Genomic DNA, 26,945 nt, shown 5'->3' with positions numbered 1-26,945 from the left:
TCCTGATGACCCATGATTTCCTTGTCTGGTTCTCCAAGTCCTTCGGTCTGTTCTGGCTGATGGCGATGGCGGCCGGGGTGCTCGTCTACACGTACTGGCCATCCAACCAGAGCAGGTTCCAGCAGGCGGCCCGCGCCGTCGTCGACGACGAGGACAAGCCATGGCGGTAGAGGAACGCGACCCTCACTCGGGTTACCTGACCACCGGTCACGAGTGGAACGGCATCAAGGAACTGAACACACCGGTGCCGCGCCCCGTCTACCTTTTCCTGGCCCTGACCGCCCTCTTCGCCGTCGTGTACTGGGTCCTCATGCCCGCATGGCCTGTCGGGCGGACCTACACCAAGGGGCTCCTCGGCATGGACCAGCGCACGAGCGTGACGAGCGAATTGAAGCAGGCTGCGCTTGAGCGATCCGCCTGGATGAAGCGCATCGAGACGGAAGCGCTCCCGGCGATCCAGGCGGATGCCGGTCTCATGCAGCGCGTGCGGGAAACCGGGCGCACGCTGTTCGCCGACAATTGCGCCGCTTGCCATGGCCGGGAAGCGAGGGGCGGGCCCGGCTTCCCCGACCTGACCACTTCATCGTGGCTATGGGGCGGCGACCCGGAGACCATCGCGGAAACCATCCGGGTGGGCGTCAACTCCGCCCACAAGGACAGCCGCGTCTCGCAGATGCCCGCCTTCGGCCGGGACAAGATGCTTGAGCCCCGGCAGATCGAGGACGTCATCACGTATGTGCGCTCCCTGTCCTCGCAGCCGAGATCGGCGCCGGCGGCGCAGGTCGAAAGCGGCCGCGATCTCTTCGCCGCGAACTGCGCCGCTTGCCACGGTGACGACGCGAAGGGGATCGGCGCCGGCGCGCCCAACCTGACGGACTCGTTCTGGCTTTACGGCGGCGACGTCGAGTCGCTGCGCCGGACCCTGACGCAGGGACGCCAGGGCCACATGCCGACCTGGGAGGCCAGGCTGACGGAGGCCGAGCGCAAGCTGCTGGCGCTGTACATCGTCGATCTTCGTCGGAAGGAGCAGCCGTGAGTACTGCCTCCCCGCCTGAGCGTCGCCCGATCAGGCTTTCGGTCGCGATCGCCGTCGCGATCGGGTTCGCGGTCGTGGCCGGGGCGAACGCGCACCTGGTCTATGTGGCCCTCACGTCGGAGCCTGGGTGCGTCCCCCACGTCCGGAGCGGCGAGTCCGCGCCCGGGCGCGCCTTTGGCGCCGCGCAGTCCGCCTGTACGCCCTCGCGCTAACGAGTAAAGCCCATGACCCTCCTTCCGGCAACGCAGCCGCCTCTCCCCCGCCTGCGCCCCTTCGAGCGCCACTTGCCTCCGACGCGAGCGTGCGCTTGGCTCGCCGGCGGTTGGAGCGACCTCTGGGCCGCTCCTTGGCCGAGCCTTGCATACGGCTTCGCGATCTTCTTCGCGTCCGCGTCGCTCGTTGGCGGCATGCTTTTCTCCGGATGGGACTACATCCTGTTCCCCGCTCTGGCTGGCTTCATGGTCGTGGGCCCGCTGCTCGCGACGGGCCTCTATGAGAAAAGCCGGAGGCTCGAGGCGGGCGAGCCAGTCCGGCTGGCCGATCTGCTTCGCGTGCGCGCGGCGTCGGGGGGACAGATCTTGTTCGTCGGGGTGCTCTTGTGCGTTCTGTTCCTGCTCTGGATGCGGGCCGCGGTCATCGTCTATGCCCTGTTCTTCGGGCTGCGCCCCTTCCCTGGCTTGGGCCACGTCACCGCGATGCTGTTCACCACGCCCACAGGTTGGACCATGCTGGTCGTCGGCTCGGTCGTGGGTAGCCTTTTCGCGTCATTCGCCTTCGCCGTGAGCGTCATCGCAGTTCCTATGCTGCTGGCCGAGCAGGTCGACGCGTTCACCGCCATGGGGCGGAGCGTGGCTCTGGTCTGGAACAATCTTCCTGTGATGCTGGCCTGGGGCGTCATCGCCCTCGCAGTCTTTCTCCTCTGCGTCGCGAGCGGCATGGCGGGTCTCGTGATCGGTTTTCCGCTGCTCGGGCACGGCACGTGGCGCGCCTACCGGGACGTTTGGTCACGGTCCTGAGCGTGCTGCCGATCTTGGCCACTTGCCGCCGCAGTGGCCGCCTGCGCCGCTTTCCTGACTGAGTTTCACGAGCATCCTGGGGCAGGTGAGCGCGGCGTTGAGCGTCCGGTTCACCCCGTGCCCGAAGCTCCGCCAATCGCACGCCATGGAAGGAGCCGTTTGCGCCGGTTGGCCAAGAGCCACCCATGACAACTTGCGACCGAGGCACTAGCTTGCCTGCGGGCGGGCCGCGTCGGTGTGCTGCCATTCGCGGAGGATGCTGATGGACGCGCCCGGCCAACCCGGAATCCCGCCGACCTGGACGAGCAGCGCGAAAGACATGGTCGGGACAGCGCTCGGCCCCTCGCGGCTGTGGTTCACGATCGGCTACGGCATCGTCAACGAGGTGTACTACCCTCGGGTCGACAGCCCCCAGATCCGCGATCTCGGCTTCATCGTCAGCGACGGCGAAGGCTTCTGGATAGAGCTGAAGCGCAACGCCGACTACATGCTGACGACCCCGGGCCCGGGCGTGCCGGCGGTCCAGATCCTTCACCGCCATCCCCGTTTCGAATTGGCGCTCCGCATCTGCCCCGACCCGGACAGGGACGTGCTGCTGATCGAAGCGCGCCTGACTGGCGATGATGAGCTCGGGCTCTACGTCCTGCTCGCGCCGCATCTGGGGGGCACCGGGTTCGATAACACCGCCCGAGTCTTCATGAACCGCGGCCGCACCGCCCTGTGCGCCGAGCAGGGCCCGTTTGCGCTGGCGCTTGCATGCGCCGATTCTCAGACGCAAGGCGACGCTTGGGGCCGCGCCAGCGCAGGCTATGTGGGGGCCAGCGACGGATGGCAGGATTTTGCCCAGAACGGCCGCATGACCTGGGCTTGTGAGCGCGCCGGGCCGGGCAACGTCGCACTTCTCGGTGAGGTGAAAACCCGGTCGGCGGTTCTCGCCCTTGGCTTCGGCCGGGAAGAGGAGGCCGCCGCGACGCTCGCCATCTCCGCGCTGCTCCGGCCTTTCGACATCGTGTGGCGTCGGCACGTGCGGGAATGGGAGCGATGGCAGGCCGACAGCGTCGATCCCGAGCGATGCCCCGACGAGTTCGGAGAGGCCATCCGGGTGGCTGCCATGATCCTGCGCACGCACCAGGACAAGACCTACCCGGGCGCCATGGTGGCCAGCCTCAGCATCCCATGGGGCAGCAGCACCGACGACACTGGCGGCTACCACCTGGTCTGGCCCCGCGATCTTGTGGAAAGCGCTGGCGCGCTGCTCGGGCTTGGCGCCGAGCGCGAAGCTCGCGACGTCCTCCGCTACCTCATCGCAACGCAGCACGTTGATGGCAGCTGGTCGCAAAACCAGTGGCTGGGTGGCCGGCCTCATTGGTCCGGGATCCAGCTCGACGAAATCGCCTTTCCGGTGCTGCTGGCGCACGCTCTCTCGGAAGCCGACGCGCTCGACGGCATCGTGGTCGAGGAGATGGTCCGCCGGGCGCTGCGCTTCGTCGTCCTCAACGGCCCTTGCAGCGACCAGGACCGCTGGGAGGAGACGCCGGGTATCAACGCGTTCACGCTTGCCGTCGTGATCGCCGCGATGGTGTGCGGCGCGGATCTGGCGAACCTCAAGCATCGGCGGGACCTGCTGCTGCTGGCCGATGACTTGAACGCCCGCCTCGAGGATTGGCTGGCCGCCTCGGACCCTGACCTCTGCGCTCGCCACGGCGTTTCGCGCTACTATGTGCGGTGCGCTCCGGCGGCGGTGATCCAGGTCCATGACGCCATCACGAGTCCGGTTCCCGTCCGCAATCACGCGGGCGAACACCTGGTGCCGGCTTCCCAGCTGATCTCGACGGACGCCCTGCAACTCGTTCGCTTCGGCCTGCGCGCGCCGGACGATCCTGTCGTGCGGGACACGCTGACGTTGATCGACGCGCTGCTCAAAGTGGAGACGCCATCCGGCCCGTCTTGGAAGCGCTACAACGGGGACGGCTACGGGGAGCACGAGGACGGCTCGCCCTTCAACGGCACAGGCATCGGACGGCCCTGGCCGTTGCTGACCGGCGAACGGGGCCATTTCGAATTGTGCTCAGGAAATTTGGAAGGAGCCCGGGGCCTTCTCCGGGCCATGTTGGGCATGGCCGGCCGGTGTGGCCTGATCCCCGAGCAAGTTTGGGACGCGGCGCCTTTGCCGCGCTTCAACCTGCAGGCCGGCAAGCCGTCGGGCTCGGCCATGCCGCTGGTGTGGGCCCACTCGGAATTCGCCAAGCTCGCGCTTGGGCTCAGGCTGGGTCGTCCGATCGATCGCCCTGAAGCCGTCTGGCTTCGCTACGGTGGCCGTACCCCGGTTTGGGAATGTGCGCATTGGACACGCCGGATGCCGGTGGCGACGATGCGCCGGGGCCAGGCTCTCCGTTTCATCTTCGAGGGTCCCACACTGGTGCATTGGAGCAAGAACGACTGGTCGGCCGCTACCGACGCTGTTTCCCGCTCGGCCATGCTCGGCTTGCACGTTGTCGAACTTGGTCCCGAGGAATTGGGCGACGCAAGCTTTATCGTCTTCTCGGTGCAGGATCTTACGAGCGGAGAATGGACGGACGCCGACCGGCGCCTGAGCATCACGCCAAACGCACCCTGTCGACGTGGCTAGAAAGGATCTCCTGGCTGCGCGGGCCCGGCGAATTGCGGAGGGGACGGACCATTCAGCTCCGCTTCGTTTGCAAGGAGCGAGGGGCAGGACGCGAGCCGCCTGATGCGGGCCCCTGGCAGGCAGGACCTCTTCAGGGTGCGTCAGCCACGCTGGTCACTTGGGGTAAGACGCCGAGATGCCCAGGACGCTGTGTCAGCCGAAGCAGAACGTCTTCTGGCGCGAACAGCCGGGGCCGAGTCCGAACTACCGCGTGATCGCCGCAGTCGGAATGGCGCTGGCCGTTGTGGGCGGCCTCACTCGGCAGAACGCGTCTTCTCGCGCAGCTGCTCGATCTCCTCGGGCTCTTGGTCGTCGACGTGGGTGAGCTGCGAGTTCATCTCGCCCCGGGCGCGAAGGATCTCGTCGAGTTTGGCGTGGATGGCCTGAGTGTCGCGATGCTCCGAACGCTGGATGAACAGCGTCATCGCCCAGGTCGCGGCCGTGGCGATCGCGTGCCACTCGAACAGCGACTCGCGCGAAAAGATCAGCCAAGCCGCCACATAGGCCGCAAAGAGCGCGAACGCGCCCGGCCGGGCCAACCACGTGCCGGCGCGGGTCATCAAGGAACGAGGCGAAGTCATCCCGCCCAATCCAGGCTGGCCCGGACTGTTCCGACCGCGGCGCTCCCAATGGCGTGATCTCCCGGCTCGGGGGCAGGGTCCAGGCTCAATCCTGAAGGATTGCGGGGGGAGCCAATTCTGCCGCGCTTGTAAGGCCCAGGCGCCATCCTCAGCCTCGCCGCGCCACAGCGTCGATGCCACCCGGGAAGCCATCCTCCATAGAACGCCGATTACCGGGATTGCGGAGGCTCATCGCACGCTGATTTCCTCCCCCTGGGCCTACCCTGCCACCCAAAGCCTCAAAGCGGTGGCTGGACGATGACTCTTGCAAGCCTGCCGGGTTCTAAACTGGTTCTTAACCTGCATCAGTCATTTCCCTGCCAAGTTGTAGTTTAGCGGGGACACCCGCAAGGATGGCAAGCCATGCGGCTCATCGTCGGCACAATCCTCGTCTTCGTCTGCGTCTTCGGCAGCTACGCGGTTATGGGTGGCCACCTCGAGGTCCTTTGGCAGCCATTCGAGTTTGTGATCATCCTCGGCGCCGCGATCGGCGCCTTCATCATCGGCAATCCCGCGCCGGTGCTCAAGGCCGTGCCCGCCATGATCGGCACGCTCGTGAAGGGCCCCAAGCACAAGCAAGAATGCTATGTAGAACTGCTGGCGATGCAGTTTTCCCTCTACAAGCTTGCGAAGCAGAAGGGCATGACCGCGATCGAGCCGCACATTGAAAATCCGAGCGAGTCGACCCTGTTCAACGCCTTCCCGACTTTTGCATCCAACCATCATGCGGTCGAGTTCGTCTGCGATTACATGCGTATGCTGACGATGGGCGCCGACAGTCCTTATGAGATCGAAGCTCTCATGGACGAGGAACTGGAGACGCACCACCAGGAGCAAGAGCGCATCGTGGCGGCCATGCAGTCGCTCGCCGATGGGACGCCGGCGCTCGGCATCGTCGCCGCCGTGCTCGGCGTGATCAAGACGATGGGGGCGATCTCCGAACCCCCGGAGGTGCTGGGACATCTGATCGGTGGCGCGCTGGTCGGCACCTTCTTCGGCGTCTTCGTCGCCTATGGCTTCTTCGCGCCTATGGCGGCTTCGCTTAAGAGCACCTTCGAAGCGGAATCCAAGTACTACCTTTCGCTCAAGGCAGGCCTTCTCGCCCATATCGGCGGTCAGCCGCCGGTGATGTCGGTCGAATTCGCCCGCAAGGCATTGTTCAGCGAAGTCCGGCCGACCTACAGCGAAGTGGAAGCGGCCATGGCCGATCTCCCCGCCACCGTTTGACCCCATCGCCAGCAGGATCCTCGATGGCTAAGTCCACCCAGCCGATCATTATGGTCAAGAAGGTCAAGAAGGCCGCTCATGCGCACCATGGCGGGGCCTGGAAGATCGCCTATGCGGACTTCGTGACCGCCATGATGGCGTTCTTCCTGCTGATGTGGCTGATCAGCATGACGACCAAGGAGCAGAAGACCGGCCTGGCGAACTACTTCTCGCCGCCGAATGTGAGTCCCACCACCAGCGGCTCTGGCGGCGTCCTGTTGGGCACCACCATAGACAAGGCAGGCGCCAAGGCGTCGGATCCCCGCGACACGCCATGGAGTCCGAATCGCGCCAGCGCCCGCGAGGTCAGCCGCCCGACCGCCAGCGACCGTGAGGTCAGCGACCCGGCCGCCAGCGACCGCGAGGTCAGTCGCCCGGCCCCCAGCGAGCAGGCCAACCAAAGCGCCGCGGCCAGCATCCGGCAGGCGCTTCAGAAAATGCCCGATTACGCCGAGGTGTCGCGAAACATCGTGATCGAGTCCACCAAGGAAGGATTGAACGTGTCCCTCACGGACCAGGACGGCCGCTCCATGTTCCCCGAGGGCTCGGTGAACCCCTACGAGCGCACCCGTCGCGTGCTGGAGACGCTCGCGCCCACCCTGCGCCGGATGCCCAACCGCCTGTCAGTCACCGGCCACACGGCCGCCGCGCGCCCGGGCTCGCGGGCCATCGATTCCTGGGGCCTCACCGCCGGGCGCGCGATCGCCGTGCGCGAGATCCTGTCGGGCGCCGGGTTCCCCGGCGACCGCTTCACCTTCGTGGCGGGACGCGCCGAAACCGAGCCGGTCTTCCCCGACAATCCTTACCTCGCGTCAAACGGACGGGTGACGATCACGCTGATCAACGAGGCGCCAGCGCTGTCCCCGGGCGCCTTTCGCTGACGACAAGGCGCTTCGGCCGCCTCAGAGTCGCGCGCTGCTGGCTTTTATGGTGGGGCTCCTGCGGAAGATTGAGCTCGCCGGAGTTGTTCTGCGAGCCGCTCCAGAGCTGCGTCGTCCGGTTCCAGAGTGCGCAGCCGCTGGGCGTGCTGTATCGCCGAACGAACATCTCGGTTTTGCAGGGCGACCTGGAGCAGGGCGGATTGCAGATCAACGGCCCACGGCGAGATCGCGGCGGCCGCCCGCAGGACAGCCAGCGCGTCGTCAGGCCGTCCGGCTGACTGCAGCCCCAAGGCGTACACGAAACCGAAGCGGGGCTGGGCGGGAGCGAGCTCGTATGCCCGCCGGAGAGGCTCCAGAGCCTCCGGGAGACGGTGCTGGCGAATAAGAGCCAAGCCAAGCGCATGGCGGGGCTCTGGAGCGTCCGGGGCGAGGCTGACGGTCTGGCGCAGCAGCAGTTCGGCGTCGTTTTCGCGCCCAAGGACCCGAAACAGGTCCGCGAGCCCCACGCGGGCCGCGACGGCAGGCCCCAGCCGCATCGCGGCCCGGAACTCGCTCTCCGCACGGTCCGGCTCCCCTATCTGAGCCAGGAAACGGCCCAGGTTGGCCCGGCTTTCCACCCGGTCGGCGTTGAATCGTTCGGCGCTGTCGTACTCGGCGGCGGCATTCGCGAAGGCTTGGCGACCCACTTGGTCGGCGGCCGGCGCGCCGGCGAGCGCCGAAGCGGCCTCGATGCGCACCGCGCGGATGGGATCGGCAAGAAGGCGGCCCAATACGCCCCAGCGCCGCTGCTGGGGCAAGCTGGCCGCAGCCTCGGCGGTGGCCAAGCGAACGAGGGGATCCGGGTCCCTCGCCGCGCGCCCCCAGGCGGCTTCCACCGTGGCCGCCGGCCAGGCTTGCAGCAGCGCCAGGGCGGTGGCGCGCGCGACCGCGGGCGAGCCCGGTTTCTCGGCGGCGTCCAGCAGCAACGATCGGGACTGCTCTGAACCCGTGCGCGCCGCGTGGAACGCCGCCGCGTAGGTCTGAAAGCCCTTACGCTCCGACCCATGCCAGCGCTCGACGGCCGCCGCCGCCCAAAGAGCGGGTTTATCGGCGTGGCATCCCGCGCACGCGCTGGGAACGCCGAGCGATGCGGTCAGATCGGGCCGGGGTACGCGAAACCCGTGGTCATGCCGTCGATCCACCACCATGTAGGTGCGCGCCGGCATGTGGCACGCGATGCAGTCAGGCTGCCCGGCGTCCGTGTGGCCACTGTGCGCCGCGGTCGCGAACCGGGCGGGCGCGTGACATTGAGCGCACACGGAGGACCCGCCAGCCTTGAGCCGCCCGGAATGGGGATCGTGGCAGTCGCTGCATATGACGCCCTTGGCGAACATCTTGCTTTGCTGGAACGAGGCGAGGTTGAAGACCTCGTCCTTCATCACGCCATCGTCCTCGAACAGGTCGGGCGTCAGGAACACCGGCCGGTAGAAGTCCATGAGGGGCTGCCCCGGGGTCCATCCTTCGGCGAACTGTCCCCGGCGCGAATGGCATGTGCCGCACGTCTCCATCTCGTCCGCAGCGGGACGGGGGACGCCCTGGGCTGGGCTGCCCGTAACCGGATCGGGAGTCCAGTCCGGCTGCGGCCGGCGCGCGGTCGCATGGGCGAAGCCCTTGCCGGTCACCTTGTTATCGCGTCCCCCGGTCGCCCACCCGACGTGGCCCGCTCCCGGACCGTGGCAGGCCTCGCAGCCGACGCTGATCTCCGAGAAGGTCGTTCGAAAGGTGTTCGCGGCGGCGTCATAGCCTTTGCGCACCGCAGTCGAGTGGCAATCGGCGCACATGTAGTTCCAGTTTTGCTGCGGTCCCTTCCAGTGCAGGAGGCTGCCCGCCACAATCACCTCGTCCGGATAGAGATTAAACCAGCGCTGCCCGCCCTGGTCCTTGGGTCTCGAGTCCCACGCATAGGGGAGCGCCTGCAACCGCCCGTCGGGCGACCCGACCAGATATTGCTGCAGCGGAGCGACGCCGAAGGTGTGGCCGATCTCGAAGACCGCGCTCTTGCCGTCCGACTCCTGGATCTCGACGAGAAAGCGCTCGCCGTCTCGGAAGAAGCGCGCGCGGGATCCCTTATGTTGGATGGTGACGTCTGAGAAGTCGCCCAGAACCGTCGCGGCAGTCGCCTGCTTCATGGCTTCGGCGTGATGCGACTGCGCCCAGGCCGTCGCCTCCGGAGCGTGGCAGCCCGCGCAGGCGTTGGATCCTGCGTAGCCGGCCGGAGCCTGCGCGCTCAGGGCGCCGACGCCCCCCGGCAGCCGAAATGGCGACGTCTGGCCGTGCACGGCAAAGACCAGCAAGGTCGCGGCGAAAGCCGCGAGGACGCCCCAAAGGCATCTCAGGTTGTGGGAGGGCTGCACCGGTCGCCTCGGGAAACGGAGCGGGCGAGCCATCGCCCGCTCCCGTGAGAGCCTACGGCTACTGCGGCGCGGGCTGCAGGTGATGAATCGGCCTTCCGTCCACCGCGACCGCCTCCGCGTTCTCCAGCTTCTTGATGTCGGCTTCAGAAAGCTGAGGTCGATCCACCTTCAGAGTCAGCCTGACCAGCTTGGCGGTCAGCCTGAACGGCGGCGTGTAGTCGGCGTCATTGACGCCGGTCAGCGTGTCAGAGCCGATGTCGAAGCTCTCGTCCCACTGCAGGATCATAGGAAGGGTGCGCGGCAGCGCCTGGGTGTCGACGACCTTGCCGTCGACCTTGAGCACCCCGGCGCCGGACCGGCCCAGGCCACTCATGTTGTTGAAGGCAAGCGTACCCGCCCCCAGGCCATCGTAGCGGAAATCGAACTCGATCGTGTGCCGGCCGGGGCTCAGGGGCGCTGGTCCTTCCCATTTCACCCGCTTGAGGTCGACCAGGTTCCACAGGAACACGGGCTTGCCCTGGAGCAGATAGAACCCGTATCCCGCAAAGCGCCCCCCAGAGGTCACGATCATGCCTTCGGCGCCGCTTTGCGGCACGTCGAGTTCAGCTGTGATCGTGTAGGAGGTGTTGAGGAGTGATGGGGAATCTCCTTGCGGCAGCCCCACCATGGGATGGGTGTAGACGAATTCCGTGCGTCCGGCCGTGATGTTCGGCCGCGGCGCCACGATCCGGGCCGCCACGGACGCGTCCATCGGGAACACGCCGTGCTTGCGGGCTTCCTCGATGAACCTCGCCTTCATCTCCTTGACCTTGTCGGGGTTCTCGGCCGCAATGTTCTTGGACTGGCTGAAGTCCTTGTTCAGGTCATAGAGCTCCAGCACCTGGTTGTTGAGCGGGTCGGGGTTCGCTTCGCCGAAGGCTTCCCAGGGCGCGCGGTTCACCTGCGTGCTGATCAGCCAGCCCTCGTGGTACAGCGCCCATTGGCCCATCATCTCGAAGTACTGTGTCGTGTGCCGGGTCGGCGCCTTGGCGTTCTCCTTGTCGAAGGTGTAGGCGAAGCTCGTTCCCTCGATCGGCGCCTGCCGTATCCCATCGACGGTGTCGGGCGCGCGAATGCCGGCAACCTCCAGGATGGTGGGGACGACGTCGATGACGTGGGTGAACTGCTCGCGAATCCCGCCCTTGTCCAGGATCCGCGCTGGCCAGGAGATCGCCATGTTCTGCCCGATGCCGCCGAGTTTCGAGGCGTTCTGCTTGAACCAGGTGAATGGCGTGTCGAAGGCCCAGGACCAACCAGCCGACATGTGGTTGTAGGTCTGCTCTGTGCCCCAGACGTCGTACCACTTCATCTGGTCCTCAACCGGCATCATGTTGACGCCGTTGAAGAAGGCCACCTCGTTGGGGGTGCCGAGCGGGCCGCCCTCGGCGCTCGTCCCGTTGTCGCCGTTGATGTAGATGATCAAGGTATTGTCGAGCTTGCCCATGTCCTGGATGGCCTGGACGACGCGCCCGATCTCGTGGTCGCTGTAGGCGACGAAGGCGGCGAACACGTCCGCCTGCCTGACGAAGAGCTTTCTCTCCTGGTCGCTCAATTCGTCCCAGTTCTTCAGGACCTTGGAGGGCCAGGGCTCGAGCTGCGTGTCCTTCGGGATAACTCCGAGCCGCTTCTGATTTTCAAAAATCTGATCGCGCAGCTTGTTCCAGCCCGCATCGAAGAGGTGCATGGCGCTGATCCGGTCGACCCACTCCTTGGTCGGGTGGTGCGGCGCGTGCGTGGCGCCCGGCGCGTATTTCATGAAGAACGGCTTGTCCGGCGCGGTCTGGTTGAGGCGATTGAGGTATTCGATGGCGTCGTCCGCCATGCCCGTGACCAGGTTCCAGCCCGGCTTGCCCCCGAAGGGATAGATCTGCGTGGTGTTGCGGAACAGGTTCGGCTGCCACTGGTTCGCGTCGCCCCCCACGAACCCGTAGAAGTATTCAAAGCCCATGCCGGTGGGCCACTGGTCGAAGGGCCCGGCCTGGCTCGCTTCAAATGCCGGCGTGTTGTGGTCCTTGCCGAACCAGGAGGTGGCGTAGCCATTGTCGAGCAGGATCCGCCCGACCGTCGCTTTGTCCTTGCCGATGATGCTGTTGTAGCCGGGGAACCCTGTCGACTGCTCCGAGATAACCCCGAAACCGACCGAGTGATGGTTCCTCCCCGTGATCAGGGCGGCGCGGGTGGGCGAGCACAGCGCCGTCGAGTGCAGGTTGTTGTAGCGCAGGCCCTCGTTGGCGATGCGGTCCAGGGTGGGCGTCGGGATGACCCCGCCAAAAGTGCTCGGAACGCCGAACCCAGCGTCGTCCGTGATGATCAGCAGGACGTTCGGAGCTTGCGCCGGCGGCACGATTCGGGGCGCCCACCACGCCTTGGACTGGAGCGCGTCGTTCCGGATGACGCCCCCGAACTCCGGGTCGGGCGCCGGAAGCTGGCGTCCATCAATGGTTCTTGTCGCGTCGGGGGACCCTGGCGGGGGCGGCTCTTGCGCCGACGCTGCGCCCGGAGCCAGCAGGATGGCGCCCCACAAGGCGAACACGGCCAGCGTTACACCACGTAGCCCTACACTGAGGCGGTGCGTCATGCGCCACTCCCTTGGCCCGAGATGAGGGCATCGCGGTCGCGAGTCCCCGGTTTCTGAACTCAAGAAGCTGGGCTCACAGTCGGCTGTCGTGCATACCCGCAGACAGGCCTGCTGTGGTCCGGGCCACGCGCGCTCACAAAAGCGCAGGCGGCGCGATTTCCATCATGCGGCTTGGAGGATGGCCGCATGTCTCCCGCACCAAGCCGTTTGCCGCTCGGAGACTTGGGTCAGTATTGCGCCAGCGTTGGTTGGCCATACTGACGAAGATCAAGCGATATGGTTAGACCGATGCTCCTGGCGAGTCCGGCCGCAGCAACCCGGGCAGCCGCATCTGGAAGCCCCAGCCGGAGGCGGCGCCGATCAGGTAGCTCGGCGCCCGCGGCGGGCCCGGCCGAGCGGCCGCCGCCTCGCGCGGCGGCTCGGCCGCGATCTCTTCAGCGGGACCGCCGTCGGGTCGGGCCGCTGGTACATTTCCTGGTACAGGCACGGCAAAACGCTCCGGATGGGCGTCCGCGGCGCGTCAAGAAGGCCTGGTTTCGCAGGGCTTTGCCGGTTTCAGGAGATGGGGAAATTGGCGGAGAGGGGGTCCGCCAAACTAAGGCTCGCCATCGTCCGCTGACAATCACGAACCGATGCCTACATTGCGGAAAACGCAACAGATTTGATTGCACTTCGTTCGCGTGCCACCGTTGTACCTCGGCCTGAGCCGCCCCATGTAGTGGGGCCGGAAGTGGGGCCGGATCAGGCCCAATGGCGGGGTTTCTGATGGCGCGGGTGTTGCACAGGCTGACCGCGAGACAGGTCGAAACGCTCGGCGCTGGGCGGCATTCCGACGGGGGCGGCCTCTACCTGGAGCGCGACGGCGAGGGCCGTTCGCGTTGGCTGTTCTTCTGGACGGCCAATGGGAAGAGGCGCGAGATGGGCCTTGGCCGAGCCGGGAAGGGTGGGGTCACGCTCCACCGCGCGCGCGAACTGGCCGCCGAGGCCCGCATGCTCGTCAAGGAGGGCAAGGACCCGATCGAGGAGCGCCGGAAGCGACAGGCCGAGAGCGCGACAGATACGCCCCGCGTTCCCACATTCGGCGAAGTCGCAGATGCGTTCATTGCCGGGAACGAGGCATCGTGGCGCAACCCGAAGCATCGCCAGCAGTGGCGCAACACGCTCCGGGACTACTGCGGTGAGCTTCGCGCCCGACCCGTCAACGAGATTACGACCGCCGACGTCTTGGCCGTCCTCCAGCCCATCTGGCTGGCCAAGCCAGAAACTGCCTCCCGCCTGAGGGGCCGAATGGAGCGCGTCCTCGCGGCGGCCACAGCGCAAGGCCACCGTTCCGGGCCAAACCCAGCCGCCTGGCGCAACCACCTCGACACACTACTGCCGCCGCGGCACCGGCTTTCTCGCGGCCATCACGGAGCCATGCCCTATGCCGAACTGCGCAAGTTCGTAACGCGCCTGCACGAACGGGGCGGCATCTCCTGTCTCGCGCTGGAGTTCCTCGTCCTCACGGCTGCGCGCACCGGCGAGGTCTTGGGAGCGACCTGGGCGGAGATCGACTTCGACCGCAAGCTTTGGATAGTGACCCCTGGCCGCATGAAAGCCGGCAAGGAGCACCGCGTTCCCCTCGCGCCCCGCGCAGTCGAGATCCTCCGTGAGATGGCGAAGCTTGGAGGCGATGCAGCATCGCACATCTTTCCAGGACGCCGGAGCGGCGGCGGGCTGTCCAACATGGCTCTCGACATGCTGGTCCGGCGGCTCGGCCTGAAGGAACGCGGCCTCACCGTCCACGGCTTCCGCTCGTCCTTCCGGGACTGGGCGGGTGAAGAGACCGAGTTCGCCCGTGAGGTGATAGAAGCAGCGCTGGCGCACGTGGTCGGAGATCGGACCGAACGGGCCTATCGGCGAGGGGATGCCCTGGAGAAGCGGCGGAAGCTCATGGAGGCTTGGGCGGCCTACTGTGCGCTCCCGACCACGCAGAAGCCCGGCCGTCCTGACCGCACGCCACCCGGGCCGCTCTCGTAGAGGCTGTGGCAAAACCCGAACTGCCCCGTGACAGACGCTTGGCCCGCGTGACAGGCGGCCACGTACTCTGTGTCGCCGACCCCAACGGGGCCCGGCGGGACCATACGGTCAAGTAATTGAAATTCCTTTGGCTGTCACAGCTGTCACGGCATAAGCGACGCCGATACTTTCAGTACCTGCGGCGTGGCAGGAAGCGTGACAGAAAATCGGATGGATCTATTTTGTTTTACCCTCTTGTCGCATGTAAATCCATGCATACGTGTGGCTCATGGCCGTTGCGGCTCGCGAGCGATCGCGATGGATACTTTGTCGGCGACGTGCCGATAACCGGGAAATAACCCATGAAGTACGCAATCAGCGTGAAAGAGGTATGCCGAATGTTGTCGCTCGGTCCCACCAAGGTGAACGAGCTGCTCAAATCGGGCGAACTGCCCTCCGTCAAGATCGGGCGGCGTCGCTTGGTCTGGGTAGAAGACGTTCACAGGCTCGTAGCCAAAAATCGCTCAACGGGCCCTGATGATGACTTGGAGCCGATGGTGCCCGCGTGAGCCGGCGTCGGTTCCCGAAGCCGAACAACCAGGGAAAGACGAAGGGTAGCGGCCGATACGTCAGGCTCACGCACGAGGTCCTGAACTCATCCGCCTACCTCAGCCTGACCCCGGTTGCTCGATCCGCCCTTGTGGAAGTCAAGCGCGTCTACAACGGGCGAAACAATGGCGCCCTGGCGGTTTCCGCCAGGGCCCTTGCCGAACGGCTTGGCGTCTCAAAGGACACTGCCGCCAAGGCGCTCCGCCAGCTGGTTCAGCGCGGCTTCCTGGAGGTCGTCGCTCCCAGTTCGTTCGGCTGGAAGGCCAAGCGTGCGGCCGAATATCGGCTGACCGATGAGGCCTGCAATCTGAGCAACCAGGCTCCCAGCAACGCCTATCGTGCCTGGGCTCCAAACCGAAACACGGTCCGATCTGACGGTCGCGCTGACCCTCTGGCCTGACTGTACTCCCTCACCCCGGCGGCTCCGGCCTGCTTGCAGTCCCTGTCGTCTGACTGATCAGCCGTTCTGGACGTCATGCACGGTCCGCCGTCGGGGACACATCTATATCTACCACGCCGGGGTACCGGGAGGCGGCATCGAACGGTCGGATTACCGAGCGATCCGCGCCTCGCAGCGGCGGCCTGCCAGCGCAGGGTGTCTGCTGGGCCCCAAGACGATCCGAAGTCTGCGCCAAACCGTCATTTTGCCGGTTCCAGGTAAGGCATCATGGTGCCGCTGTTGTTCGTTGTTATTCGCTGAACATCTATTACCCGGTCTCTGAGTACTTGGGCATTGATGGCGTCCGATCCCGAAGCTATTATTTGCATGACCACCCGGAGCAAGGACAACCAGCCTTGGAAGTCAGAACTCAGACCTACATGACGCGAGTTCAAGCTGCGGAATACATTGCCGCCCGCTGGGGGCTGCAGTGCGCCCGCGCGACACTGGCCAAGCTGGCGGCAGCGGGAGGCGGTCCCGCGTACAGCCGCTTCGGGCGGTGTGCAGTCTATCGGCCGGAAGACTTGGATGCCTGGGTTCGGGCTCGCCTTGGCGCGACCAAGGAGGGAGTGCGATGACCGCTTCCAGTCACGTTCCGCCGGCCACTGGTTCAGATCGAGGCCGCTGGACCATTCGGTCTGGGTTTAAGGGACTGACTTCCGCGACCCCCGCTCTGCCTCTCCCGTGGACCTCTCCTCCAAGCTGGGCCAGCTCCTGCCAAGCCCTCCTCCAAGCCGAAGCCGCCGCCTACCTGCTCCGTGGCGTCTGGCCCATCCCCTACCGCAAGGGCCTGCGCCGCTGCCGGCACCTCCTCTGCCCCGTGTGCCACGCCGACCGCATGCGCGCTTACCGCCGCATGGCCGTCGATAGGCTCCAGCGCGCCGCTCGCGAGGGCTACGGCCTGTGGCTCCTCACGCTGACGGTTGAAGGCTTCCCCTTTGGCCGCTTGGCGGACCAGATCCGGATCACCACCGACCTCCTCGGGCGGGCTCGCGACGGATCGCCTTACAAGCGCCTGAGGCACGAACATGGGGTGGCGGGCTTTCTGCGAGCCCTTCACGTTACGCACGCCAATGGACGCTGGCACGCTCACCTCCACCTCGTCGTGGCGGCGAAGAGCTTCAAGTCGGCCCGCATTGCGGCTGAAGCGATCTCGTCCCGCTATGTGCGCCAGCTGGAACGGCGGGGCTACGCCGTCTCGAAGGCTACGACGGACGAGCGGATCGTCCATGACCCGCGAGGGTTAGGCGCGTATCTGGCTCGCTCCTGGTCGCCATCCGATCGCGGATCTCCCTTCTCCCTCCTCGTGGCGGCCCTGCATGGGGATGGCCGCAGCTTGGCGGCCTTCGAGGAAGCTTCTCACGCCCTCTCTCGCCTGGCCCTCCTGCGCGGCAATGGCGTGCTTGGCCGTGCGGAGGACGCTCGATGAGCGCCAACCTTCTGAGCCTGGATCAGCGGCTCACGCCCCTCACTGGCGGCGAACCCTCGTCACCCCTGTCCCCCGCAAAGGACCGTCCTGCTCCTCCTCAGGTTCGGGTGGGGCAGGACCAGAAAGGACGCCTCACATACGGGCTCATCGAGGGCGCTGATCCTGAACCTGCACGCGCGCAGTTGAGGGCCCTCTTTGGGACCAACTCTGACGACTTCGCGCAGGCGCAGCTGGACGCCCTGTTCAAGACCCTCTCCACCGGCCTGGGCCGTCCACCCACGGAAGCGGAGATGAACAGCGCGATCGCCCTCGTGGCGGGGGTCGAGCCGCAGAATGAGGTCGAAGGGGCTCTCGCGACGCAAATGGCGGTCGTTCATGCCGTGAGCCTCCGCCTCGCCGGGCGGCTCATGAGCACGGACCCGCTTCATGCCGACTTCGCCTCGGCGGGAAACATCGCCGCCAAGTTCTTCCGCGCCTTCGGGCGGCAAGTCGAGGCCCTCGTGCGCCTCCGCCGCCCCACCGCCCAGCTCATCCGCGTCGAGCGCCTGAACATCAATGAAGGGGCGAACGCCATCGTGGGAACGGTCACCACGAGGAAGGGGGTGGCGAGCTGACGTGACCCCCACGAGGCATCCGGGCGGCCTCCACTCGCCCGCTCCAGCAACCAGAGAAACAGGATGAAAACCACCCCGACAACCAGCTCCAGCACCAATCCTCGGCGGATCGGCCAGTTTTCCGATGACGTGACCTTCTACTGCCACTGCCTCGCGATCTCGTTCGGCTTTCCCCGCTCGCTGGAATTTCAAGAGCAGCCGGGCCTGAAGGCCGAGTGCCTGTTTAAGGCCCTTGAAGCGCACGAAGCGGACCAGCTCACCCAAGAGCAGGAAAAGCTCTTCAGCCATGTCAGCCGGCTGGAGGTCTGGCAGGTCGCCGATCGCTTGGCCCGCAGGGCCGAGAAGCAGGCCCAGGCCAGCAAGGCGGCGTGAGCGAGAGGGGCTGGTTGTTTTTCGGCGGCCAACCCCACCGAACCAATAATGGAGATCTAAGGTGACCGAGAAGATGACGCTCAAGCACGCCTGCCGGAAGATGTTCAAGGCGGCCATCGTTCTGCAGCGCGCGCTTGAGGACGACACGTATGAGCCGTTCTGCCCAGGAGATGGCAAGGCATTCAAGTTCGCCATCGAGGGCGACAAGAGCCTAACGCGTCTCGAACGAGACGCGGCGAAGGACTACGCGGAGGCCGTCCACGAGGTGGCCGTCGCGATGCTCACGACCTACCGAGAGGAGGTCGAACACGTCCTATACGGCAAGGACGATCTTGAGCAGCACTTGGACTACTTGGACGCGCGCAGAGCGGCGGCGAGCACCGACGAACGAGAGCAAGCCGAAAGCAGGAGTTCTCCTCTTGACGACGACTTGCCGTTGTAGGAGGGCGCAGTGACCACGTATCGAGAGTTACGGCGGGCGACCCGCCGGGCTGGAATAAAACTGCCCCACATTGCGCGGGCTATCGACAAGCAGCCTGGGGAATTGGTCCGAGCATGCGGGCCGCTCCTTAGGCCTGAGAAGCACCGAGCTGACGCTCTTCTGGCTGCCCTCAGATCACCTGCCCAACATGTGGAGCCGGCGCTCGCCGACATCGAGTTACCCGTCCAGCAAAATCTCGACGCGGTACTGCCCGTCGCCGAAGAGAGAGATCACGTTGTCCTCGCTGGGCCGGCGTACACGCCCGGCGACCTGATCCTTGTGTCACTCTCCGAAGTGAAGGAAGAGGCCATTGAGTGGTTCTGGGAAGGACGCATCCCGATTGGCCACGTGACTGTCATTTCGGGCGATCCGGGCCTCGGCAAGAGCCAGCTCACAGCCATGCTTGCGGCCGCTGCGACTGCTGGCGTGGAACTCCCTGGCGGGTCGGACCTGCCCGTCGGGAGCGCCATCCTGCTGAACTGCGAGGACGGCGTGACGGACACCATCAAGCCCCGCATCGCTGCTGCTGGGGCGGACATCAGGCGCGTGCACGTAATCACCGGCACGGCGGCGACCGGCAGCGCTCATCGTCAGGTGGATCTGCACCAGGACATCGAGAGGCTCGGCCAGGCGCTCGAACAGCTTGGAGACGTGCGCCTCGTCGTCATCGATCCCATAAGCGCCTATGGCGGCCCCAAGGGCATGAATGAGGGCACGTCCGTGCGCGCCCTCATGGGGCGGCTGCAACAACTGGCGGCCAAGCATCGGGTCGCGGTGGTTCTCGTCACGCACCTCAACAAGCGCGGCGGGCGGAACGCCATCTCTGCCGTGAAAGGATCCGGCGAGCTGATCGCAGCTGCCCGATCCGCCCTCCTGGTCGCGCAAGATCCTGATGACGAGGATCGCCGCTTGCTGCTGCCTCAGAAGACGAACCTGGCACGCACGCCAGGGCTCGCGTTCGAGATCGTGGGCAAGACGGTCGGAGAAGGCATCCGGACATCCTGCGTGGAGTTCCTCGACACGCCCGTCCTTCACACGGCCGACACAGTCGGGAAGAGCCAACCCACGGACCGACTGTCGAAGGTGGACCAAGCATGCGACTTCCTGCGGGAAGCCCTTGCTGATGGTGCGCGCCCGACCTCAGAGGTCGAGGAGGAAGCCCGCCAATTGGGGATCTCGGGACGCAACCTGGAGCGCGCCCGAGCGGCCCTGGGCATCAGGTCGGAGAAGGCAGCGATGAAGGGCCCCTGGCTCATCTCGCTGCCGAACTCCGTCAAGAACGCCGAAGACCGCCATGGCGATGTTGGCGGCCTTCGCGAGAGTTGGCGGCCTTCGGACGGCTCGCAGGCGGGGGAATAAGCCATGTCGATCGACAACCAGCCTGCCCGCCTTCGGAACGCGCCCCGTTGCGGCGCCCGGACCCGCTCAGGCGGAACCTGCCAGAAGCCAGCCCTTCGTGGTCGCCCCCGATGCCAGATCCATGGCTGCGGAAAGGGCGCCGGCGCGCCCAAGGGCGAGCGCAACGGGAGCTACAAGCACGGCCGCTTCACGGTCGAGAGCGAGGCAGAGAACGACGCCCTGCGGGCCATCCTCAAGGCTTTCCCGAAATCCTGACTAAACCTGCCCGCCAGAACGGGCCGCCAATGGAGCACGTCGTGACAGAGCAAGCCATCGTAGAACGTCCCACGCCGGAAAGCATCGCCGAAAGCCTGATAAGGGCCTACGCGGCTCTCGTCCAAGACGAGATGCGAGAAGGAGAAATGCCCAAGCCCACGAGCCATACGTTATGTGATCTGGCCTGCGCCTGTGTTCGCGAACTCACTATGGCGGAGAAACTTGACCCGGAACGCGTCTTCGATCTGATGCGGCACGCATTTAACTCGAAGCTGAAAGAACGGCTCGAAGAGGCCGGTGACCTCTTGCCGGAACACATGCTGCCGCGCCTGCCCGAGTTGAAACGGGTCCCGCCCGCTCGCAATGGGGAAATTCTGCCGTGCGTTTACGAATGGGCAACGTCGCGCCACTGGCGGCGCCTGGTCCCTCGGGGCGAGGAAGCGCTGTTCCATGGGAGCCGATACGGCCAGTCTATGCTGGACGATAATGCGATGTATCGCTCACCTTCGGGCTTCCCGGGCGTATTCTTGACGCGGTCCGTCGATGTCGCCGCGCACTTTGCCCTTATGGAAGGAAGAGACGATGCCGAGCCTCTGGGCTGCATCCTCGTCCTCAATCGGCGAACACTGAAGCAGCGTTATAGGCTGGAGCCCCGAGATGAGGGGTGGTGGGATGATCTGGGCGGCCGTCCGAATGGGATTACAGAGTGCGAAGAAGCCGTCTGGGCCACGATCACGGATTTGAGCCGGCACCTCCTCGGCGTAATCTGGATCCCGCCTCATGCGCCAGAGGCCGCGTGGTTCGAAAGCGCGGGTGAGTGCAAACAGCGGCTTTTTGCGAGACAGCATGACATCGCAGAGCTCAAGAGGGCTCGGCTCAATTTGCTCAAAGTGGCCGGCCGGCTTCGAGTTAATCGAAGGTCGGATCAGGCTGCATGATGATGCTCGCCGGTCCTGCAAACCGGTCCCGTTCGCCACCGGTCACTCAGGCTGATGTTACCTGGGCACAAGGCCACCACTTTGGCGGTGCTGGCCCGCCACCTATGTCGTCACCACTGGATGGCGAAACCGATTGAGTAGGCGGTCGTCAATTGCGGCGAGGCCGCACCCAATCAGGGCAATACCAACGAAGTGTCGCGGATCGAGCCGCTCGCCGAGCGCCAGCGTGCCGAGCAGGATGGCGGAAATCGGGATCAGGAAGGTCACGAGCAGCAGGTTGGTCGCCCCGGCCGTGGCCAGAATGCGGAAGTAGAGAACGTAGGCGAGCGCGGTCGAGAAGGTCGCGAGGCCGAACACCCCCGCCCACACGGCGAGGTCGGGAACGGGCAGCGTCAACGGCCGGTCGAAGAACAACGCGATCGGGAGGAGCATGACGGAGGACGCCGTGACCTGTCCTGCGGCCGTGGCGAGAGGCGGGACTTCCATCCGCCCGAACCGCCTCCCGAAGACGCCCGCGAAGGCATAGGACAGGGCAGCGCCAAGCACGGCGACCTGAGCAAACCCCGATGCGGCCACGTCCGAGAGCACGGCGGGGCCGACCATGACGACGACCCCGACCAAGCCGACTAGAACGCCAACAAGACGATTGCCCGTCATCTTCTCATCGGCTGTGAGGAAGTGGGCCACCACGACAGTCCACAGTGGCGTAGTGGCGTTCAAGATCGCCGCCAAGCCCGACGCAATGTGGGTTTGCCCCCACACGATCAGGCAGAACGGGACGGCGTTGTTAAGGAGCCCCATGCCGAAGAAGGCGGCCCATACGGGTCTTGTGTAGGGCATCCTCGCCCCCACCAAGCGGATGACCGCGTGGAGGACGATGGCCGCCAGCCCAACCCGAAGCAGCACGAGGGTCAGTGGCGGCAGCGCTTTGATGGCCACCCCCGTGAAGAAGAACGAGCCGCCCCACAGGATCGAGAGGGCGACCAGCATGGTCCATTCAGTGGAGGTCATGCCTCGGATTTGGGGTGATTGCATGGGGCTCTCCTGGGCGAGCGGCGGGAAGTTAGACGCCGCTCCCAGAGCCGACATCCCGTTTCCTGCTATGGTCGTCGGACGAGCACACCGCCGCGTGGCGGTCCGCTATGACAAGCTGGTGGCGAGCTTAGCCTCTGCCGTGGCGCTCAGCGTCGTAATCCCGTTCTGGTGTTCATCGAGAACCGCCCGTCAGGTCCGCTTGGGGTGGTAAGCGGTACTCCAGAGATCGCCGCCTTCGCCGTCGTACAGACGGGCTCGTCAAGGCGATGTCGCTTGACAGCACCTCGGCCCCGCGCTCTGATCCCCGGCCTGGGGGTTGCGGTCCCCTCAAGAGGCTACGGCCGAAGCATCGCGTCCAGGTTCGCTTTTTCAAGCCGGGGACGCGTCATGCCTTCTGTAAACTCCATATCCATCGACAAGCTCGCCCGCCTTATCGGCACCGCCGCCTGCCCCACAATCGTGGACGTGCGGACGGACGAGGACTTCGACGCCGAGCCCTTCCTGGTGCCCGGCTCGGTGCGCCGCTCGCACAAGGACGTGGCGGCATGGGCGGACGCCTACGCGGGCCATTCGGTCGTGGTCGTCTGCCAGCAGGGTCTCAAGCTCAGCCACGGTGTCGCAGCTTGGTTGCGGCACGCCGGCGCGGCCACAGCCGAAAGCCTGGACGGCGGCACCGAGGGCTGGGGACGGGCCGACCAGCCCCGCGTAATCGCCGACAAGCTACCGCCGCGGGACGGCCTCGGGCGCACCGTCTGGGTCACGCGCGAGCGACCCAAGATCGACCGGATCGCCTGTCCCTGGCTGATCCAGCGCTTTGTCGACCCAGCTGCGGTCTTCCTCTACGTGAAGGCCTCCGAGGTGGCTGGCGTCGCGAGCCGCTTCGACGCCACGCCCTTCGACGTCGAGGACGTATTCTGGAGCCACCGGGGCGAGCTCTGCTCGTTTGACGTCATGGTTGAGGAACTCGGGCTTTCGAGCCCGGGGCTGTCGCACCTCGCCCGCATCGTGCGCGCCGCCGACACCGACCGGCTCGATCTCGAACCGCCGGCCGCCGGCCTCCTTGCGGCGTCACTCGGGCTGTCCCGCAACTTCGTCGACGACCTTGAGCAGCTCGACGCCGGAATGGTGCTCTATGACGCCTTCTACCGCTGGTGCCGAGACGCCACGGACGAGACGCACAACTGGCCCACGAACCGGCCGGGGGCGTGACCATGGACGCCGTGGTCGACCGCGCCGGCGCCGCGACAGCGCCTCCGGCCCACCCCTCCTTCCGCGAGGCCGTTGTCGTCTGGGCCAGGGTCGCCGCCCTGTCGTTCGGTGGTCCCGCCGGCCAGATCGCCGTCATGCACCGCATCCTGGTCGACGAGAAGCGCTGGATTTCGGAGAACCGGTTCCTGCACGCGCTGAACTACTGCATGCTCCTGCCCGGCCCCGAGGCCCAGCAGCTCGCCACCTATGTCGGCTGGCTGCTGCACGGGCGGCGGGGCGGGGTGGTCGCCGGCGGCCTGTTCGTCGTGCCGGGCATCGTCGCCATCATGGCGCTGAGCTGGATCTACGCCGCTTTCGGCGCCGTGGGCTTCGTCACCGCCCTGTTCTTCGGCCTCAAGGCGGCCGTGCTCGCGGTGGTGCTGGAAGCCGTGCTGCGGGTCGGCTCCAAGGCGCTGAAGAACCGGCTCATGATCACGCTCGCGGCCGCCGCCTTCGTGGCCATCTTCTTCTTCGGCGCGCCGTTCCCGGCGATCGTGTTGGCGGCGGGTCTCATCGGCTTCGCGGGCGGTCGCGCTGGCCTTCCGCAGTTCGCCGTCGGCGGCGGACACGGCCCCTCGAAGGGCAAGGCCGGGCCGCCCGTCGCCTACCTGCTGGCCGACGACGGCTCGGGCCCTGAGGCGCCGAGCCGGGCCAACGCGATGCGGGCCGCCGCCGTTGCGGCGGCGCTCTGGCTGGTCCCGGTCGGCGCGCTGCTGCTGGCGCTCGGGCCCTCCGCCACCTTCAGCCAGATCGCCCTGTTCTTCTCCAAGATGGCCATGGTCACCTTCGGCGGAGCCTACGCCGTGCTGGCCTACGTGGCCCAGCAAGCCGTCGACGCCTACGGGTGGCTGAAGCCCGGCGAGATGCTGGACGGGCTCGGCATGGCTGAGACGACGCCCGGCCCGCTGATCATGGTGCTCCAGTTCGTGGGCTTCATGGCGGCCTTTCGCGACCCCGGCGCGCTGCCGCCCATGCTGGCGGGAACCCTTGGCGGGCTGCTCGCGACTTGGGTCACCTTCGCGCCCTGCTTCCTCTGGATCTTCCTAGGGGCGCCCTACATCGAGATCCTACGCGGCAACAAGGCCCTCGCAGGCGCGCTCTCGGCCATCACCGCGGCCGTCGTGGGTGTCATCCTGAACCTGGCGATCTGGTTCGCCATCCACGCCCTGTTCCGGCAGGTGGAGCCGGTGCACGCCTGGGGGCTCGACTTCGACAGGCCCGTCTTCACGAGCGTGGACCCATGGGCGCTGGCGTTGGCGACCGCGGCGGTCATCGCGATGTTCCGCTACAAGGTCGGCATGATCCGGACGCTGGCGGCCTGCTCGGCGGCCGGAGTGGGGCTCTACTTTGCGGGAGCGATCGCGTGACCCGGCGCGCACTCGCGGCGCTCGCCGCTCTCCTTATAACCGCACCGGCCTCTGCCCAGACGGTGACCTTCGAGCGGTTGGGGATGGGCGAGGTCCCGGCCGGGTTCCAGATCGGGCTCACGGGGGACGGCCTTGTCGGCCTGTGGACCACGGTTCGCGACGGCGGAGCCGCGGGCGGGGTCGCCTTTGAGCAACGGACGCCGGACCAAACGAGCAACAGGTTTCCTCTCGCCATCTACTCGCTTTTCAGCGCCAAAGACGTGGGCGCGACCGTACGCTTCAAGTCGGTGGCCGGTCACGTCCACCAGGCTGCCGGCCTGGCCGTGCGCGTCATCGACGAGAACAACTACTACGTCGCCGTTGCCGACTGCATCGCGAACAGGATCACGCTGAACCGGGTCGTGGCAGGGCGGCTTGAGGAGATCCAAGGTGTGGTGCAGCCCGTCGCGACCGCGACCTGGCACGAGCTTGGACTGCGGGCCGCGGGCGACGCCTTCACCGTCTCGTTCGAGGGAGCCGAACTCTTCACCGTCCGCGACACCGCGTTCGGGGTGGCCGGCCATCTGGCGCTGTGGACTGAGGCGGACACCATCGCGCGCTTTGACCGCATCTCGGCGAGGATGGCGCCATGAGAACGCACTGGCTGCTCTTGGCCGTCTCCGGCCTCCTCGTCTGCTCCGGGCCCGCCCAGGCGGAGGACGGCTTCCGGAAGCTCGGGGCCCCCGAGATCCGCCGGACGGTCCCCGGCATGGAGTTCACCGACGCGGTGCACTGGGCCTACTTTTTCCAGCGCGGCGGCCGTTTGGGGGCGGTGGCGATGGGCCGACGCGGCGCCGGACGGTGGCGGCAAGACAAGGATCGGCTCTGCCTGACCCGGTCGGATGAGGCCGAGCGCTGCTACGAGGTCTGGCGAGCGGGGGAACGGGTTCAGCTGCGGGAGGACGGCCCCTCCATCCCCGAAGAAGGGATCTTGCAGCGCCCTTCGAGCAGAAGCTGAGGCGGGCCGTGCAGCACGTCACCACGATAGGGCGTGGACTGGACCTCCGGCTGGTGGCCGCGGATGCATATTTGGTCGCGCGGCTCTATTGGGGGCGGGCGTTGCGCGACTTCGGCGACGGGTTCGTGGCGGCGCTGCTGCCCGTGTACCTCACGGCCCTCAAGATCGCCTACGACCTGCTGCTGCTCTGGACCTTCCGCCACGTGCGGCCGCCGGAGGAGCAGCCTGGCCGCCATGCCTAGAGGGGCGAACCCAGGGGGCGAACAGGAGAAGCGCCATGCGCCGAGCCATCGCAGTCTTTGTAGCGTCCGCCGCGATTCTGACCGGTTCCGCCGTCCTGGCCGCGCCCGACTGGGGCGCCGTTGGAAAGGCCCTCGGGCGTGAGGGCTCCATGCAGGGCGACGTCTACCGGGTCGGCTTGCCGCGCACCGACCTCAGGGTCCGGGTGGACGGCGTCGAGATCAAGCCGGCGCTCGCGCTGGGCGGCTGGCTCGCGTTCCGGCCCATGGGCTCAGAGGCCATGGTGATGGGCGACCTCGTGCTCACGCAGCAGGAGATCAACCCTGTGATGGCCAAACTTTCCGAGAGCGGGATCACGATCACTGCCGTCCACAACCACCTGCTGCGGGCGGAGCCCTTTACGCTCTACATGCACGTCGCCGGCCGCGGCGACCCGGTGAAGCTCGCGGCCGCGCTGCACGAAGCGCTGGCGCTCAGCGCAACACCCATGGCGCTCACCACGGCGGCCGCGCCTGCGACAGCGCTCGACCTCGACCAGGCGGCCATCGAGAAGACCCTCGGCCAGAAGGGCAAGGTCAACGGCGGCGTGCTGCAGTTCTCGGCGGCGCGGGGGCAGCCGGTCAAGGACGAGGGCATGGACGTACCGGAATCCATGGGATCCGCCATCGGCATCAACATGCAGCCGACCGGGGGCGGCAAGGTCGCTACGACAGGGGACTTTGTTCTGACAGCTGACGAGGTGAACCCGGTGCTGAAGGCGTTGCGGGCCAACGGCATCGAGGTGACCGCCATCCATAACCACATGCTGGCCGACGAGCCGCGGCTGTTCTTCATGCACTTCTGGGCCAATGACGAGGCTGGCAAGGTCGCGACCGGGCTTCGCGCCGCGCTCGACAAGGTCAGCCTGGCGGGCGGCGCGCCCAAGGCCGGCATGGACCCGCAGTGCAAGGAGGTCGTGGCGGCGCAGAAGCAGCACAGCGCGGACGAAGTCGCCAAGTGCGGACAGCAGCAGGAGTAAGCTTCGCGTCCGGCCATACCAGGGCCTGCGTCCGGATGGATGCGTCCGG

27 protein-coding genes are annotated in these 26,945 nt (G+C 66.5%); 23 read left to right on the top strand and 4 right to left on the bottom strand.

Annotation, left to right across the window (positions count from 1 at the left end):
- The first annotated feature begins 5 nt into the window (after nt 1-5).
- The 5 genes from SLNSH_RS06350 to SLNSH_RS06330 all read left to right on the top strand — a co-directional run bounded on the left by SLNSH_RS06350 (nt 6) and on the right by SLNSH_RS06330 (nt 4,681).
- Nucleotides 6-170 carry a cbb3-type cytochrome c oxidase subunit 3 gene (locus tag SLNSH_RS06350; RefSeq protein WP_106335831.1) on the top strand — a complete coding sequence of 55 codons (165 nt, stop codon included), beginning with the start codon at nt 6-8 and terminating at the stop codon, nt 168-170.
- Nucleotides 161-1,036, top strand: coding sequence for a cytochrome-c oxidase, cbb3-type subunit III (gene ccoP, locus SLNSH_RS06345; protein WP_106335830.1), 876 nt, complete (start codon nt 161-163; stop codon nt 1,034-1,036). Before SLNSH_RS06350 ends, ccoP begins: the two co-directional genes overlap by 10 nt.
- A complete protein-coding gene (locus SLNSH_RS06340; protein WP_245422096.1) occupies nt 1,033-1,248 on the top strand; it encodes a hypothetical protein in 216 nt (71 codons plus the stop codon). Before ccoP ends, SLNSH_RS06340 begins: the two co-directional genes overlap by 4 nt.
- A gap of 12 nt (nt 1,249-1,260) precedes the next feature.
- Nucleotides 1,261-2,052 (top strand): DUF2189 domain-containing protein, encoded by a 792-nt coding sequence (locus SLNSH_RS06335; RefSeq protein WP_106335829.1) that lies wholly within the window; start codon nt 1,261-1,263, stop codon nt 2,050-2,052.
- A gap of 262 nt (nt 2,053-2,314) precedes the next feature.
- Nucleotides 2,315-4,681: a glycoside hydrolase family 15 protein gene (locus SLNSH_RS06330; RefSeq protein WP_210202484.1), complete on the top strand. Its 2,367-nt coding sequence runs from the start codon at nt 2,315-2,317 to the stop codon at nt 4,679-4,681.
- A gap of 293 nt (nt 4,682-4,974) precedes the next feature.
- Here SLNSH_RS06330 and SLNSH_RS06325 read toward each other — a convergent pair whose 3' ends face one another.
- A complete protein-coding gene (locus SLNSH_RS06325; protein ID WP_106335827.1) occupies nt 4,975-5,301 on the bottom strand; it encodes a low affinity iron permease family protein in 327 nt (108 codons plus the stop codon).
- A gap of 402 nt (nt 5,302-5,703) precedes the next feature.
- Here SLNSH_RS06325 and motA point away from each other — a divergent pair, with 402 nt between their 5' ends.
- Together motA and SLNSH_RS06315 are read left to right on the top strand one after the other, a co-directional pair.
- A complete protein-coding gene (gene motA / locus SLNSH_RS06320; protein WP_106335826.1) occupies nt 5,704-6,567 on the top strand; it encodes a flagellar motor stator protein MotA in 864 nt (287 codons plus the stop codon).
- 23 nt (nt 6,568-6,590) lie between these two features.
- Nucleotides 6,591-7,487, top strand: a complete 897-nt coding sequence (locus tag SLNSH_RS06315; RefSeq protein ID WP_106335825.1) for a flagellar motor protein MotB — start codon at nt 6,591-6,593, stop codon at nt 7,485-7,487.
- 44 nt (nt 7,488-7,531) lie between these two features.
- Here the strand turns inward: SLNSH_RS06315 and SLNSH_RS06310 are convergent, their stop codons facing one another.
- Nucleotides 7,532-9,913, bottom strand: a complete 2,382-nt coding sequence (locus tag SLNSH_RS06310; RefSeq protein WP_106335824.1) for a cytochrome c3 family protein — start codon at nt 9,911-9,913, stop codon at nt 7,532-7,534.
- A 25-nt stretch (nt 9,914-9,938) separates the two neighbouring features.
- Nucleotides 9,939-12,497: an arylsulfatase gene (locus SLNSH_RS06305; RefSeq protein ID WP_106335823.1), complete on the bottom strand. Its 2,559-nt coding sequence runs from the start codon at nt 12,495-12,497 to the stop codon at nt 9,939-9,941.
- A 750-nt stretch (nt 12,498-13,247) separates the two neighbouring features.
- On the opposite strand from SLNSH_RS06305, the gene SLNSH_RS06300 reads away from it, so the two are divergent.
- From SLNSH_RS06300 to SLNSH_RS06250, 10 genes are all read left to right on the top strand, one after another.
- Nucleotides 13,248-14,516, top strand: a complete 1,269-nt coding sequence (locus tag SLNSH_RS06300; RefSeq protein WP_245422094.1) for a tyrosine-type recombinase/integrase — start codon at nt 13,248-13,250, stop codon at nt 14,514-14,516.
- Between the two features lie 341 nt (nt 14,517-14,857).
- Nucleotides 14,858-15,064 (top strand): helix-turn-helix domain-containing protein, encoded by a 207-nt coding sequence (locus tag SLNSH_RS06295; RefSeq protein ID WP_106335822.1) that lies wholly within the window; start codon nt 14,858-14,860, stop codon nt 15,062-15,064.
- A 131-nt stretch (nt 15,065-15,195) separates the two neighbouring features.
- A complete protein-coding gene (locus tag SLNSH_RS06290) occupies nt 15,196-15,504 on the top strand; it encodes a helix-turn-helix domain-containing protein (protein ID WP_158266702.1) in 309 nt (102 codons plus the stop codon).
- Nucleotides 15,505-16,117: 613 nt separating this feature from the next.
- On the top strand, nt 16,118-16,972 hold the full coding sequence (locus SLNSH_RS06280) for a protein rep (protein ID WP_158266701.1): 855 nt from the start codon (nt 16,118-16,120) through the stop codon (nt 16,970-16,972).
- Nucleotides 16,969-17,586: a hypothetical protein gene (locus tag SLNSH_RS06275; protein WP_146140203.1), complete on the top strand. Its 618-nt coding sequence runs from the start codon at nt 16,969-16,971 to the stop codon at nt 17,584-17,586. The genes SLNSH_RS06280 and SLNSH_RS06275 overlap by 4 nt, the downstream gene beginning before the upstream one ends.
- A 63-nt stretch (nt 17,587-17,649) precedes the next feature.
- Complete coding sequence (locus SLNSH_RS06270; RefSeq protein WP_106335817.1) at nt 17,650-17,958, top strand: hypothetical protein; 309 nt, start codon at nt 17,650-17,652, stop codon at nt 17,956-17,958.
- Nucleotides 17,959-18,019: 61 nt separating this feature from the next.
- The gene (locus SLNSH_RS06265; protein ID WP_106335816.1) at nt 18,020-18,400 is read left to right on the top strand and encodes a hypothetical protein; all 381 of its coding nucleotides are present in this window, start codon (nt 18,020-18,022) and stop codon (nt 18,398-18,400) included.
- A 189-nt stretch (nt 18,401-18,589) separates the two neighbouring features.
- Complete coding sequence (locus tag SLNSH_RS06260) at nt 18,590-19,798, top strand: AAA family ATPase (RefSeq protein WP_158266700.1); 1,209 nt, start codon at nt 18,590-18,592, stop codon at nt 19,796-19,798.
- A gap of 3 nt (nt 19,799-19,801) precedes the next feature.
- Nucleotides 19,802-20,053 (top strand): HGGxSTG domain-containing protein, encoded by a 252-nt coding sequence (locus tag SLNSH_RS06255; protein ID WP_106335814.1) that lies wholly within the window; start codon nt 19,802-19,804, stop codon nt 20,051-20,053.
- A gap of 41 nt (nt 20,054-20,094) precedes the next feature.
- Nucleotides 20,095-20,991 carry a hypothetical protein gene (locus tag SLNSH_RS06250; protein WP_146140202.1) on the top strand — a complete coding sequence of 299 codons (897 nt, stop codon included), beginning with the start codon at nt 20,095-20,097 and terminating at the stop codon, nt 20,989-20,991.
- A gap of 102 nt (nt 20,992-21,093) precedes the next feature.
- Here SLNSH_RS06250 and SLNSH_RS06245 read toward each other — a convergent pair whose 3' ends face one another.
- Nucleotides 21,094-22,026 carry a DMT family transporter gene (locus SLNSH_RS06245; RefSeq protein ID WP_245422092.1) on the bottom strand — a complete coding sequence of 311 codons (933 nt, stop codon included), beginning with the start codon at nt 22,024-22,026 and terminating at the stop codon, nt 21,094-21,096.
- A gap of 387 nt (nt 22,027-22,413) precedes the next feature.
- Here SLNSH_RS06245 and SLNSH_RS06240 point away from each other — a divergent pair, with 387 nt between their 5' ends.
- From SLNSH_RS06240 to SLNSH_RS06215, 6 genes are read left to right on the top strand one after another with little or no spacing between them, the layout of a single operon-like run.
- Complete coding sequence (locus tag SLNSH_RS06240) at nt 22,414-23,235, top strand: chromate resistance protein ChrB domain-containing protein (RefSeq protein ID WP_106335812.1); 822 nt, start codon at nt 22,414-22,416, stop codon at nt 23,233-23,235.
- A 2-nt stretch (nt 23,236-23,237) separates the two neighbouring features.
- Nucleotides 23,238-24,641, top strand: coding sequence for a chromate efflux transporter (gene chrA / locus SLNSH_RS06235; RefSeq protein ID WP_106335811.1), 1,404 nt, complete (start codon nt 23,238-23,240; stop codon nt 24,639-24,641).
- On the top strand, nt 24,638-25,273 hold the full coding sequence (locus SLNSH_RS06230) for a hypothetical protein (RefSeq protein WP_146140201.1): 636 nt from the start codon (nt 24,638-24,640) through the stop codon (nt 25,271-25,273). The genes chrA and SLNSH_RS06230 overlap by 4 nt, the downstream gene beginning before the upstream one ends.
- The gene (locus tag SLNSH_RS06225) at nt 25,270-25,638 is read left to right on the top strand and encodes a hypothetical protein (protein ID WP_106335809.1); all 369 of its coding nucleotides are present in this window, start codon (nt 25,270-25,272) and stop codon (nt 25,636-25,638) included. Before SLNSH_RS06230 ends, SLNSH_RS06225 begins: the two co-directional genes overlap by 4 nt.
- 8 nt (nt 25,639-25,646) lie before the next feature.
- Nucleotides 25,647-25,880, top strand: coding sequence for a hypothetical protein (locus tag SLNSH_RS06220; protein WP_106335808.1), 234 nt, complete (start codon nt 25,647-25,649; stop codon nt 25,878-25,880).
- A gap of 35 nt (nt 25,881-25,915) precedes the next feature.
- Complete coding sequence (locus SLNSH_RS06215) at nt 25,916-26,896, top strand: DUF1259 domain-containing protein (RefSeq protein WP_106335807.1); 981 nt, start codon at nt 25,916-25,918, stop codon at nt 26,894-26,896.
- Nucleotides 26,897-26,945: the final 49 nt, after the last annotated feature.

The organism is Alsobacter soli (assembly GCF_003004785.1).
GTDB lineage: Bacteria > Pseudomonadota > Alphaproteobacteria > Rhizobiales > Beijerinckiaceae > Alsobacter > Alsobacter soli.
Note: the sequence above shows the minus strand (reverse complement) of the source record. Positions and strands in the feature narration are given on the sequence as shown.